Origin of the sequence: Propioniciclava sp. (genome assembly GCF_036744435.1) — a bacterium.
Classification (GTDB): Bacteria; Actinomycetota; Actinomycetes; order Propionibacteriales; family Propionibacteriaceae; genus Propioniciclava.
The window spans coordinates 1-12,604 of sequence record NZ_DAIOIA010000090.1; the positions used below are offsets into that span (position 1 = coordinate 1).

Consider the following 12,604-nt stretch of genomic DNA (forward strand, 5'->3'; position numbering starts at 1 on the left):
CCCCCGGAGCCCCCCCCCCCGGAGCTGCGCGGCGGCCCACGACCTCACCTCGACGTCCCGGGCCGCCGCCGCCCCTCATCGACGAACCGGCTCCGGCATCGTCTCCCTGCAGCGAGGACCGACCATGGCTGAGACACCCAGCATTCACGCCACCCGCCTGCCGTTGCGCGCCTGGAACTCCGCCTGCCGCCTCGTCGGCGGCGACCCCATCCCCCTCGACGAGGACGACCGGGCCGCCCTGACGGCGTCCCCCCTGGTCGCCGAGGGCACCACCCTGGACGACCGCTGGTCCGGTCTGATCGCGTCCTATCTAGACTCCCCCTCGTCGGTGCGGATCTCCGCCAGTCGCGGCGGGCTGCTGTACCGCGCGTCCCTCGCCCTCGGAGCGGCCAACGTCTGCGTCCTGGAGCGGTTCACCACCCGGCCGACCTCCGCGGGTGGCCTCGCGACGGTGAACCGCGACGACCACCTGGAGGTGTCCGTGACGACGGGTCACCCCTGGACGCTGCTGCGCCGGGTGCTGCCCCCGCTGGCGAACCTGCGGGCCGACTCCCGCCAGACCTCCTCCCGCACCGCCACCCCGGTGCAGATCCCTGACGCCGTGCTCGCCTGGGCGCAGGAACAATGCCTCACCCACCCCAGCGAGCAGGTCCTCGCGACGCTCCGTGAGCGTTCCTCGGGTCGGCTGCACGACTTCCTCTCCGCCGACGGCGCGTCCGTGTCCTACGCGTGGACCACCCAGACGCCACGAGGCCCCAGCCTCGCCCTGGCCTGGTATGTCGCCTCGCCCGAGCATCTCTTCCGGGCCACGTTCGCCGAGGACCACCCCTTCGAGGAAGTCCACCCCGGCGACCTCGCCTTCACCTTCGACTGGCACCTGCTGGGCGCGCTCGACGCGCTGGGCGCCCCGGCGGCCTGAGAGGACGCGACATGACCCTGACGGGCATGAACATCGGCGAGATCCGCAGCCTCGCCTCCCAGTTGCAGCGCCGATCCGACGCCGTCGCCGACAGCGCCCGCGTCGTCGACCGGCTCGTCCAACTCACCCGGCGCAACTGGTACGGCGACGACATCGCGCAGTTCGAATCGCGCTGGAACGGTGGGACGCGGGCCATCGCCGAGCGGGTCGCGACCGAACTGCGCGAGCTCGCCGAAACCGCCCGCCGCAACGCCGACGACCAGGAGCGCACCAGCAACGAACTCGGCGGCGGCAACTCCGGCGGAGCCGGAACCGGCGGAGGAGGTGACCAGAACCCGTTCTCGTGGGTGGGCGATGGCCTCGACTGGCTCGGGGACCGCGTCGAAGACGGCCTCGACTGGGCTCAGGACGCCGGAGACTGGGTCGCCGACCGCGCCTCCGACGCCTGGGACTGGACCACCGACCGGGTCGACGACGCGTGGAACTGGACGCTGGACCGGGTCGACGACGTGGCCAACTTCGTCGTTCCTCGCGTCGAGGCTGGCCTGGCCGGCTGGGACCGGTTCGTGGAGGCGCTCGGCGCCAACGCCCAAGCCTGGAACTTCTTCGACGGCCACCCGCCGCAGCTCTCCGAGGTGCTCGCGGCCGGCGTCCTGGCACTGGGGACCGGGATCGGAACGGTCGCGAACGTCGTCACCGGTCAGGACCACCAGATCTTCGATCCGGGCACTCCAGGCGCCGGGCAGGCCCACGACATCACCGGCGACCCGGCGACCCAGCGGGTCACCGACTTCACCAGCCTGACGGCGGCGACCATGTCCTCGTACGAGCACAACGGCGTCCGCGTCGATGAGATCGTCGGGCCCGACGGCGAAACCCGCTACATCGTCTCCGTACCCGGGACGCAGGCACAGATCGACTCCCTGGCCGGGTGGAGCCAGAACCCCAACGGCCGCAACTGGGCCGCCAACCTGTGGGCGATGGCACAAGGAAGCCAGGCCACGGACGCGCAGGCCGTCGCGATGGCCATCCAGAATGCGGGCGTCCCGGACGGGGCGAGCATCCTGCTGACCGGTCACAGCCAGGGCGGACTCATCGCCGCCAACCTGGCCGCCGACCACGACCTCGCGCAGCGCTACGCCATCGACGGCGTCATCACCTACGGCGCACCCGTGGAGAACGCCGACCTCCACCCCGGCTCGGCCCCCGTCCTGGCCCTCGGCCACGGCAACACCGTCGCATCGGTCCCGGTGCCGGGTACCCCGTGGGAGATCCCGGTGATCCGGCAGATCGGCGACCCGGTCCCCCAGCTCGACTTCGGCGGCGCCGGAGTGTTCCCGTTCGTCCCCGCCCAGCAGGGCTCCATCACCACGATCGACCTGCCCCCCAAGGGAGACTCGTTCTTCGACATGACCGCCAACCACGAGCAGGCCGGCTACCTCGCTGACGTGCAGAACCTGTCCGCGGAAAACCAGGCGGCCATCGACGACTACCTCAGCAGCAACAACCTGGACGCCTACCTGAACGGGACGACGACGTCTACCGTGACGGTGGAGACGACAGGCTAGGAGAGACGATGCGACGATTCGGACGGTGCACGGGTGTGGCGCTCGTGGTCGGGACGCTCCTGACGGGCTGCGCCTGGTGGGGCGGCGGGCACAGCGAAAGCCTCGACGAGCGCGCTGCCCGCATCGAGCCGGTGCTGCTGGCCGTCCCCGGCATCACCGGAGGCCACCTGAGTGTCAAGAACGCCTCCCTGTCCAACCTCTACAGTTGCGCGCTCACGAGCGACGCCACCGACGTGACCGCCCTCAAAGCCACCCTCGTCGACGTGCTGCGGACGCTCGCCGAGCACGCGGACGACCGGCCTGGCGCGCTCGTGTCCTGCAGCGTCAGCAACGGAACCGAGGGCGTGGGCAGCCAGGACGTGGGCCTCACCAGCCCCACGTCGCTGCGCGAGGTCCGTGAGAAGCTCCGCTGAGCGTCCCCGTCAGTCGACCAGGGGCAGCTGGACCCGCCAGGTCTTGCCGCCCTTCACCCACAGGCCCCGTCCGGGCGGGAAGTCGGTCCGTTTGATGCGGCCCAGCGGCGTCCGGTAGATGTTCTCATCGTCCTGATCGGGCTGCAGGATGAACCCGGCCCGCGGCTGCTTCAGCTCCGTCACCAAGGTGCTGTAGCCACTGCCGACCTCGCTCACCTCGGCCTCCCCCAGCACGAGGTGCCCATTGCGGCGCGCCTCCACCATGACGTCGGACAGGCTCATCTCGGCGTCACCGTTGGCGAAGTCGGTGACACCTTCCACGATGATCGCGAAGCGCGGCGCCGACCCCGGCTCCATGTCGGCCTGCACCCGCGGCAGCAGCACGTCGCGCACGAGGGCATCCACCTCGTGCGCACCCGACGCGGCCCACGTCCAGCCGCGCCATGAGGTCAGCGGCGAGCGGCGCGGGGTCAGCAGGAACAGCTCGATGCCGGGCTGCCAGCGGCGCAGCGACTCCGCGAACCAGCGCAGGGCGCTGGTGCGGCCCGAACCGCGGGGACCCGTGACGAGCAGCGGGCCGGATGGGTCGAAGCCGAGCGGGGCCAGCGACTGGCTCTCCAGGCCCAGGACGGGCTTGCCGCCGACGCTTCCCGGCAGCTCGTCAACGCGCACCAGCTCTGGCAGCGCGCGAATCCGCTCCGGTCGTACCGTCAGGCGCGGTGCGATCTCGGCGGCCAACTCCTCGATCAGGCGGCTCTGCGCCACCGGGCTGGGGTCCTCGCCCAAGATGGCGATCTGCATCTCCTCGGGCATGTCCTGCAGCATCGCCCGGCCGGGCGGGCTCTGCGGGCTCAGCACATCGCGGGGCACGTTCAGGTCGGCGTAGCCGTCCTCGTTGGCCTGCCGCAGGATCACGCGCTGCTGGAAGGCCGACGCCACCGAGGTGGGCACCGAGGGTCCCCGGTCGGCGGTCATCGCCACATGGACGCCCACGGCCCGGCCGTCGGCCGCGATCCGGCGGAACGCCTCGTAGACGGCCATGCGGACGATCGTCGTGTCGTACTCGGCCCGGAAGGTACCGAAGTTGTCCAGCAGCAGCAGGATGCGCGGCTCGTCGGGCCGGTTCGCGAGCGTCCGGTACTCCGACAGGCTGGAGGCCCGCAGGGCGTTGTAGCGGGCGGCCCGCTCGTCGACCGTGGTCAGCAGGAGCTTCACCAGCCGGGTGACGCGCTCCTCGTCGTCGCCGCCCACGATGGAGCCCACGTAGGGGAGCTGGTCCAGCATCGTCAGGCCGCCACCGCCGAAGTCGAGACCGTACACGTGCACCGGTCCGCCGCGCGGCGTGATCCCTGCGGCGACGCCCAGGGTGCGCAGCGCCGTCGTCTTGCCGGACCCGCCCGCGCCGAGGATCAGCACCGAGCCGTGCTCCTCAGGCCGGAAATGGGTGACGATCTGACGCTGATGGTCGGGGTCGTCCATGGCGCCCAGCACCAGTTCGGTGTCGGTGCGCTGCGCCATGTTCTCCAGGTTGTAGCGGTCGGCGAGCGGCTCCAGCCAGGGACGCCGAGGTGTCCGCACCTGCCCGGCACGAGCGGCCTGCCGCACCGCGGCGACCACCCGGATGATGTCCTTCTCCGGCTTGGGCCCCTCCTGCGTGGAGGTGGCGACCTTCCACGGATGGCCCAGGCCGAAGTCGAGCTGGGTCACCTCGATCGGCGGCGCCGGCGGTTCCGCGTACGTGCGGGCGCCCGGATAACCGCCCTGGAAGCGCGTGATCCGCCCCGGGCCGGTGCGTGCCGCCGCGCGTCCCGGGATGCCCGGGTCGAAGTGGGCGGCCATCGTGTCGCCGAGCACGTCGGTGGAGTCCGAGTCGTCGTTCACCCGCAGCGCGACGCGCAGGTTCGTGTTGGCGCGCAGGCTGTCGGTGATGACGCCGGCCGGACGCTGCGTCGCCATGATGAGGTGCAGCCCCAGGGACCGGCCCCGCTGGGCGACGTCGACGACGCCGTCGTAGAACTCCGGCACCTCCGATTTCAGGGCGGCGAACTCGTCGACGACGATGACCAGCGCGGGCGGGCAACTCGGGTCGCCGGTCAACTCGAAGTCGATCAGGTCCTTGACGCCCTTGTTGTTGAGTAGTTCCTCCCGGTGCCGGATCTCGGCCCGCAAGCTGCGCAGCGCGCGACGCACCAGATGGTCGGACAGGTCGGTCACCATCCCGACACTGTGCGGCAGGTCGGTGCAGCGCGCGAAGGCAGCCCCGCCCTTGTAGTCGACGAACAAGAAGGTGAGCCGGTCGGGGCTGTAGCGGTGCGCCAGCCCGAGCACCCACGCCTGCAGGAACTCCGACTTGCCCGAACCCGTCGTGCCGCCCACCAGCGCGTGGGGGCCCTGGCTGCGCAGATCCAGAGTGAACGGGTCCGTGCCGGAATGCCCGACGGTGGCGAGCAGGTCGCTGGCCCGGTCGCGCGGCTTCGGCGGCGCCGACCGATCGGTGAGGGAGCCGTTCTCCCGCCAGCGCCCCAGGATCTGCTCCGGGTCGACGGCCGTGTCCTGGCCCAGCAGGCTGATGACCGACACGGCGCGCGGGACGTCCGACTCGTCGACGGTGGGGGCACCCGCGTCGACGACGGGCGCCAGCCGGCGCGACACGCGCGCCGCCGTCTCGGCGTCCGCGGCCTCGACCCGCACCGGGGCGACCAGTTCCTCCTCACGGACCATGCCGACGAGGGGGGCGGTGCCGTCGCCGAGATCCAGGTAGGTGCGGCAGGCCGCCGGGATGAGCCGCTTCTCGGCGGCCACCCACAGCACGTGGACGCCGACCTGCGGCCCATTCTCGGCGAGCCGGGTGAGGCGCCCGATGTCGACCAGCGGGGCGTCCACGATGACGAGGATCGCGGGCAGCGTCGCGCCGTCCTGGCGGTCGCTGCGGCTCGTGACGACGTCCTCGAGCCGGTCGAGGAGGAGGCGCCCCGTCGCCCCCTCCGAGGAGAGCTGCAGCGGCCCGGTCGGCGACTGCGGGGAGGCGGCGTGCGGCAGCCATTCGATCCACTGCCAGCGGGGGCGTCCGGCGGTGGAAGTGAGGCACGTGACGACCAGCTCGGTCGGTGACTGCAGCGTGACCGCCTGCAGGACGATCGCGCGCGCCACCCCCTCGGCGACCCCGGCGGTGCCCGCGATCCCGACACCGCCGACGCTGCGCAGGTCGGCGATCACCGGGGCGTCGGCGATCCACGCGTACTTGTTCAGCAGCAGCGTGCGCGGATGGGTGTAGCGGGGGGCCGCGGTGACGTCGGCGTTCTGGTAGTCCACCAGGGGCCGCACCGGGCCCTCGCCGAGGCGCACCTGCAGGAACTCGGGATGCTCGGGACGGCGCGACCACACCAGGTCCCCGAGGCGCCCGATCGCGTCGACGCACTCGGTGACGGCCGGATGAGCCTCCCGGAGCCGCTGCCGCTGCTCGGCGTGGACGGCCTCGAGCTGGTGGTCGATCTCGGCGAGCCGGTTGTCGTAGGCCAGGTCCGCCTCCCGCTGCTGGCGGCGGGACTCGACCCGCTGGTCGGCCCACGAGCCGAACATCATGAGCGGGCTGAAGAAGACGAAGATGAGGCTCATCGGCGACTGGGTGATCGCATACATGCCGACGCCCATCATCATCGGGGCCATCATCGCCATGATGGGGAACTGCTGCGCCACTTGGATCTTCTGCGGCTGCGGCAGATCGATCGCGGCGGACCGCCGCCTCCGCAGCACGCGCGGGGAACGGATGTACTCCACATCGGTGCTGGAGGAGGCCGCCTGGTCGAGGCGGCGGGTGTAGCTGATGGCCATCGTCGTGCCGCCGACCACGAACGGGTCCCCGGGCCCGACCGCGACGCGGGGCACCCGGACGCCGCCCACCAGGACGCCGTTGGCGGAGTTGGCGTCCACCACCTCGACGGTCTCACCGATCTCGATCCGGGCATGCTGCTTGGAGGCCAGCGGATCGGTGAGGCGGACGGTGCTCTCGGCGGAGCGTCCCACGGTGGAGGTGCCCTGATAGAGGGCGACCTCGACGCCGGTGTCGGGGCCGCCGAGGACGCGGAGCAGCGCCACCGGGTCGCCCTGGGGGGCGTGCTGGGTGGCCCCCGGCACCACCTCCAGCACGGCTCCCGAGACGACCCCCGAGTTCACCACGAGCTGGCCCGGCGGCAGGACGGTGACCCCGCCCGCCTGATCGGTGACCCGCAGGGTCGGGCGGGCCGCCTCGTCGATGTCGACGTCGGCCGCCGGGCCCTTCAGGAGGGCGCGGGCGACGTCACCGGAGGTGACGGTGGCGTCGGCGGTGACCTGGATGTGCCGCGGCAGCGGATCGCCCTGCTTGCGGTACAGCACACGAAGCTTCACGGCCGGCCACCCTTCTGCTCACGGTTCGCTCGCGCCTCGGCCTCCAGCATCGGGAGGTCCGCGCTGGTGACCAGCAGCGTCGAGACGGCGTACTCGACGAGTTGGACGCGGCGGTTCGCGGCGTTGTTGCCGGGGCCTCCGCGCAGGCCGCTGACCCCGGCCCGATCGAGTTTGTCGCACACGTTGTCGAGCTTGCGGTTGAACCGCGTCTGCGGCCAGCCCAGCCGGGCTGCGGCCTCGACCGCCGACGGCACCTGGGAGGCCCCCGTCCCGACCCGTTTCAGGAGGGGCTCCGCGAGCGCGATGACCGCCACTCTCTGACTGTCGGTCAGCGCGGGCGGCGCGATCGTGGTGTCGCCGTGACCGTCGTCCGAGCGGGAGGGGACCGCGGGCGTCCCCTGGGTGCTGAGCAGGATCTCGTAGGAGGAGGAGCCCGCCGCGAACGTGAGCAGCGTCTCCGGGAACACCAGCGGCTGCCGCGCCCCCGAGGCGAGCGTCGTGCGCAGGACGCCGTGCTGGTCGGTCAGGTGGGCGGCCAGCCGGGAGCCCACGTTCGCCACCCACCACATCCCGTCGGCGGCCACGATCTCGATGAACCGGCGGTGCAGGTACGGGTTGTCGTCGATCTCCAGGTCTCCGGAGCGTCCGATCACGAACACCCCGTCGGGGTCGGGCTCGTACAGTTCGCCGGCGAAATCGACGACCAGGGGGGTCATGGTCATGGCACACACTTCTTCGCGGGTGGGGAGGTCTGGCCCGTGGAGCGCCTGATCTCGACCTCGATACAGGTGCTCTGCGGTTGGACGGGGAGGGAGGCGGTGGGCTCCGTGGTTGCCTGCACGTCGGCGTCGCGGTCGAGCAGGACGAGGCGGTACAGGTAGGTGTCGCCGGGTTCGGGATCGGCGTTGGTCCAGGTGAAGACCACCCGGTCTCCTTGGATCTGCCCGGCCAGCTCTGCGGGCGGCGCGACGGCGGCGAACGGCTGGCGGCCCTGGGTGGCGGTCGGGGTCGCGGTGGGCGCCACGGTGGCACCCCCGCCCCCCGTCAGGATCCATGCGACCGCCAGGGCGACCACCACGACGACGGCGATCCCGCCGACGATGAGCGGCTGCAGGCGCCGCGGTTCGGGCTCGGCCGGGGCCGCGGCGGACGGCTGGGCTCCCGGCTCGACGCGGAAGGTGTCCTCGCCTGCCACCTGCGGGATCGACGGGCCGGTGAAGTCGAGGGGGGCGTGCGCCTCACGGGAGCCGCGGCCGTGCATCAGCACGGGGCCCCCGGTGGCCTCCGGAGGTGCCGTGTGCCCCGTGGGCCCGGTCCCGGAACGGTCGAAGGTGTCCTCGGGCCGCAGGTCTGTCTGCCGGGTGCCCTGCGTCCCGCTGACGTCGAACCAGCCGTCGTTGGTGTCGGGGAGCACCTCGGGGTCGATCATCGAGAAGCCGGTGACGCGGGTGCCGGTCTCGGCGTAATGGGTCAACTCGTCGTCGTGACGGTCCTCGCGGACGTCGATCGTGGTGATCGACTCGTGCATCTCGGCCTGGACGCGCTGCAAGGCGCGGGCGAACTCCAGCGCCGACGGGTAGCGCTGTTCGGGACGCTTGGCCAGGGCCGTGCGCAGCACCAGTTCGAGGGACTCGGGCACGTCGCTGCGCCCGGTGGGCGGCGGCGGCATCGTCTTGACGCGGTGGGCCAGCGCCATCGAGTTGTTCTCCCCGGGCACGTCGAACGGGCTGTGCCCGGTCAGCATGGCGTGCAAGGTGGCGGCCAGCGAGTAGACGTCGCCCTCGACGCCCATCGGCTGGTTCCCGATCTGCTCCGGCGGCGCCCACGCGACCGAGAAGGCCGCCGCTCCTTGGCCGCCTTCGGCGGCGGAGATGCCGAAGTCCGTCAGGGCCGGACGTCCGAAGTCGGTGAACAAGATGTTGGCGGGCTTGATGTCGCGGTGCAGGACGCCGAGCCGGTGCGCCGACTCGACGGCGCCGGCGATCTGGACCGCCACCTCGAGGGCACGGCCCAGCGGTAGGGCGTGGTTCCGCAGCCGGGTGCCCAGGTGACGCGGATGGCAGCTCTCCATCACCAGGTAGGGGCGGCCATCGGGCGCGACGCCCGCCGAGTGGATGCTGACGATCGAGGGATGGCTGGACAGCATCGCCATCACGTTCGCCTCGTCCTCGAACTGCCGCTGGGTGTCGGCCCCCAGGCCCCGCAGCATCACCTTGACGGCGACCTCACGGCGAGGCCGGAGCTGGCGGTACTGGAAGACGTCGGCGAACCCGCCGGTGCCCAGCACTCCGATGTACTCGTACCCATCGAGCAGGGGCGGGGTGGAGGGCGCGCGGCTCACCGCAGGCCCTCCAGCGTGAGCTGGACGCCGTGGCCCAGGTCCAGCACGTCACCGTCCATCAGGATCTCGGGCCGCTCCCCCAGCCGGACGGGCGCTTCCCCGCGGCGGCGCAGGAACGTGCCGTTGGTGGAGTGCAGGTCGACCGCCAGGACGTTCCATTCCTCCAACCGCAGTTCCAGGTGGTTGCTGGAGACGTGTCCTTGCGACAACGGCACCAGGCGCGGCAGGACGGTTCCCTGGTAGCGCTCGACGCGCGGGTTGCGTCCGATGATGACGGGGGCGTTCAGCTCGACGATCTCGCCGCTGGGCAGCTTGAGGCGACCCAGCACCGGCCGCGGCATCCGGTGGGCGGCCCCGCTCAGCGGCCCCCCGCATTCGAAGCAGACGCTGCGGTGCGGAGGATTGGGGTGATCGTGGGCACAGCGGACGCCGAGCACCGACCAGGCCCCGGGCGGGACGGGCTCCGGCTCGGGTTCGGGGGCGGTGGTGCCGCTCTCGAAGTCGGAGGCCAGCACGGTCTCCCCATCGTGGTCGCCCTCCGCGTCGTGGAGCCGCCGCATGCCGCCGGTGGTGGTGGTGTGGCCCTCCCCAGCCGGCTCGCTGTGGGGCGGCTGCGCGGGGGCGGCGCCCTCGGGGCCAGGCGCGGCGTCGGGACGGGCTTCCCCGGTGGGGGCGGTGCCGGGGACGCCCGAGATGAACTCCTCGTCGAGGTCGGTACGCACGGCGGCGTCCTCGATGGAGAACAGTTCCGTGTCGCCGTACTGCCGGGCGAAGCGGCCCGACTGTGCCGACCCGTCCGGGCGAGGTTCGGCCCACGGCACCTGCACCATCTCCGCGTCCGCGGGAGCGGTCTCCGGTGAGGGCTGGCCGACGGGCTCGTCGGCCGGGTCGAGGGTGTGGAGGTCGTCGAGCGGTGCGGCCGGGTCCGCCCGGTCGACCGGTTCGCCTGCCTCCACGAGCGCGTCGGGTTCCTCCTCCTCGCCCAGCAGCGTCGCGGCCCAGTCGGGCAGTTCGAGCGCGTCCGGCGAGGGTCCGTCGGGATGCTGAGCGGTCTCCGCCCCGGGCTCCGCACGCGGGATCGGGGGGCCGTCGCCGAGCGCGGCACCCGCCTCGGGCGCGACGGGGGCGGCTGCCGACGGCGGAAGCCCGGGACGCCGCAGGCCGGGCTGCCCGGATGCGGTCCTCGCGGGAGGCCCTGCGGGCGCCGGGACGACGTCGCCCCAGGCCAGCCCGCCGGCCACGACCAGCCCCGCGACCAGCGGACGCCCGTCGGCGGGATCTCCGACCCGGCCCACGCACGCCGCCGACCCGCCGGTGACGGACCGCTCGGCCCAGGTCGAGATCCCGGCGCCGCGCACGACTTCGTCGTCGACCTGGGCGACCCAGTCGCCGCGGGCCGCCAACTGCCAGTCCCCCCGCGCGGTGCGCAGCGCGATCGCGAATCCCGGCAGCGACAGCACGTCGGTCCCGGTGTGGACGCTCAGCAGCTTCAGGAACGTCGCCAGGTCGCCGCCGTCGCCGAACTCCAGCCAGATGTCGCCGGCCGCCGTCGCCGACACCTCGCCGGAGACCAGCGCCATCCCGTGCGACCAGACCAGGCCGTGATCGGTTCCCTCGAACCACAACGCATGCATGTCAGTCCTCCCCCGCTCCGGGACGGCGGCGCGCCGCGGCCCCTGCCGCCCATGCGGCGTCGTGCGCGTCCCCCACCGTCGGATCGCTGAGCGTGTCCGTGTCGTCGCCCGAGTGTCCCCCTCCGGCCAGCGTGAGGCGCGCCACGTCGACCACCACGGCCGTCACGTTGTCGCGTCCCGACGCCGTCACGGCGGCGCGGACCAGATGGGTGGCCGCCTCCTCCGGGTCCTCGATGGATCGCAGCATCGCGAGCATCAGCATCGGCGTCAGCTCGGAACTGAGCCCATCGGAGCAGACCAGCACGCGGTCGCGGGCGTGGAGCGGCAGCAGCCACTGGTCCAGCACCGGGACGCCGAGCAGCCCGCCGCCCAGCGCGCGGGTGATGACGTTGCCGCCGATGGCCTTCGACTCCTCCACCAGCCCCTGGTCGATGAGCTCCTGCCGACGCGAATGGTCGACGCTGACCTGTTCGAGGCGACCGTCCCGGGCCAGGTAGACCCGCGAGTCGCCGACATTGAACACCAGCCAGTAGGGGCGTCCGGCCTGCTCGGTGACGGCGACACCCGCCAGCGTCGTCCCGGGCGCCCGCCCGGTCCCGGCCAGCGCCGTGATGTTGGACGCCGCGGTCGCCATCGCCGTGTGGATGGCCGAGGCGTCGGTCCAGTCCCCGCCGACCGCGGAGAACTGCCGCACCGCCTCCGCGGAGGCGACGTCGCCGCTGGCGTGGCCGCCCATCCCGTCGGCCACGAGGAACACCGGGCGATGCGCCCAGTAGGAGTCTTCGTTGTGGTCGCGGAAGCGGCCGGGGTCGGTGGCCGCCCCGGCGCGCAGGATCACGTGGGGGGGTTCGGTCATCGGCCTCATCCGACCGTGATCCGGTGACGGCCGAAGTGGACGCTGGCGCCTTCGGGTAGCCGGACGCGGCGACCCGGCTCCACCAGGCGCGGGGTCGCCTCGGGCACCTTGGCCACGAGGCTTCCGTTGGTGGAGTTCAGGTCGATCATCCACACCCCCTCCTCGTCGCGTCCCAGCAGCAGGTGCGTCTTGGACAGCAGGGAATCGTCGATGCGGTGGGCGACGGCGTCGGGGTGGCTCCCGGGCGCGACCGGGTTGCGGCCGAACACCAGGGGCGGGCCGACCAGGAGGGTGTGGTCACCGTCGAGGGTGACCTCGGGTGTCGTCGTGGTGGTGATGGCGCCGTCGAGGGCGCTGGGGGCCAGCACCGTGCGGTCGGACTCCACGACGTCCGGCTCGGCCGGGCGCGCGAAGAACGCCTCCGCACTCGGCTGCGGGGCCGCGGGGCGGGCGGGCGGGCGGGGTGCGTTCTGCACCGGGGGCTGGG

General features: G+C 72.6%; 9 protein-coding genes. 3 read left to right on the top strand and 6 right to left on the bottom strand.

The features are described 5' to 3' along the window. The first annotated feature begins 124 nt into the window (after positions 1-124). The 3 genes from V7E09_RS11210 to V7E09_RS11220 are packed head-to-tail and all read left to right on the top strand — an operon-like array spanning position 125 to position 2,900. Positions 125-919 carry a hypothetical protein gene (locus tag V7E09_RS11210; protein ID WP_324512202.1) on the top strand — a complete coding sequence of 265 codons (795 nt, stop codon included), beginning with the start codon at positions 125-127 and terminating at the stop codon, positions 917-919. Between the two features lie 11 nt (positions 920-930). After that, positions 931-2,487 carry a hypothetical protein gene (locus V7E09_RS11215; RefSeq protein WP_324523396.1) on the top strand — a complete coding sequence of 519 codons (1,557 nt, stop codon included), beginning with the start codon at positions 931-933 and terminating at the stop codon, positions 2,485-2,487. 8 nt (positions 2,488-2,495) lie between these two features. After that, on the top strand, positions 2,496-2,900 hold the full coding sequence (locus tag V7E09_RS11220; protein ID WP_324512200.1) for a hypothetical protein: 405 nt from the start codon (positions 2,496-2,498) through the stop codon (positions 2,898-2,900). Between the two features lie 9 nt (positions 2,901-2,909). Here V7E09_RS11220 and V7E09_RS11225 read toward each other — a convergent pair whose 3' ends face one another. From V7E09_RS11225 to V7E09_RS11250, 6 genes are all read right to left on the bottom strand, one after another. After that, positions 2,910-7,286, bottom strand: coding sequence for an FtsK/SpoIIIE domain-containing protein (locus V7E09_RS11225; protein ID WP_324512199.1), 4,377 nt, complete (start codon positions 7,284-7,286; stop codon positions 2,910-2,912). After that, positions 7,283-8,008 carry a hypothetical protein gene (locus V7E09_RS11230; protein ID WP_324512198.1) on the bottom strand — a complete coding sequence of 242 codons (726 nt, stop codon included), beginning with the start codon at positions 8,006-8,008 and terminating at the stop codon, positions 7,283-7,285. Before V7E09_RS11230 ends, V7E09_RS11225 begins: the two co-directional genes overlap by 4 nt. Further along, positions 8,005-9,627: a serine/threonine-protein kinase gene (locus V7E09_RS11235; protein ID WP_324512197.1), complete on the bottom strand. Its 1,623-nt coding sequence runs from the start codon at positions 9,625-9,627 to the stop codon at positions 8,005-8,007. Before V7E09_RS11235 ends, V7E09_RS11230 begins: the two co-directional genes overlap by 4 nt. After that, the gene (locus V7E09_RS11240; RefSeq protein ID WP_324523397.1) at positions 9,624-11,261 is read right to left on the bottom strand and encodes an FHA domain-containing protein; all 1,638 of its coding nucleotides are present in this window, start codon (positions 11,259-11,261) and stop codon (positions 9,624-9,626) included. The genes V7E09_RS11235 and V7E09_RS11240 overlap by 4 nt, the downstream gene beginning before the upstream one ends. 1 nt (position 11,262) lies before the next feature. Further along, positions 11,263-12,117, bottom strand: a complete 855-nt coding sequence (locus tag V7E09_RS11245; RefSeq protein ID WP_324523398.1) for a PP2C family protein-serine/threonine phosphatase — start codon at positions 12,115-12,117, stop codon at positions 11,263-11,265. A gap of 5 nt (positions 12,118-12,122) precedes the next feature. Then, positions 12,123-12,604 (bottom strand): FHA domain-containing protein (locus V7E09_RS11250; protein ID WP_324523399.1); only part of this gene is annotated, 482 nt, incomplete at its 5' end.

Bases quoted from the DNA above. Each gene is read 5' to 3' on its own strand.
- V7E09_RS11210 (WP_324512202.1), top strand. From the start codon at position 125: ATGGCTGAGACACCCAGCATTCACGCCACCCGCCTGCCGTTGCGCGCC.
- V7E09_RS11215 (WP_324523396.1), top strand. From the start codon at position 931: ATGACCCTGACGGGCATGAACATCGGCGAGATCCGCAGCCTCGCCTCC.
- V7E09_RS11220 (WP_324512200.1), top strand. From the start codon at position 2,496: ATGCGACGATTCGGACGGTGCACGGGTGTGGCGCTCGTGGTCGGGACG.
- V7E09_RS11230 (WP_324512198.1), bottom strand. From the start codon at position 8,008: ATGACCATGACCCCCCTGGTCGTCGATTTCGCCGGCGAACTGTACGAG.
- V7E09_RS11240 (WP_324523397.1), bottom strand. From the start codon at position 11,261: ATGCATGCGTTGTGGTTCGAGGGAACCGATCACGGCCTGGTCTGGTCG.
- V7E09_RS11245 (WP_324523398.1), bottom strand. From the start codon at position 12,117: ATGACCGAACCCCCCCACGTGATCCTGCGCGCCGGGGCGGCCACCGAC.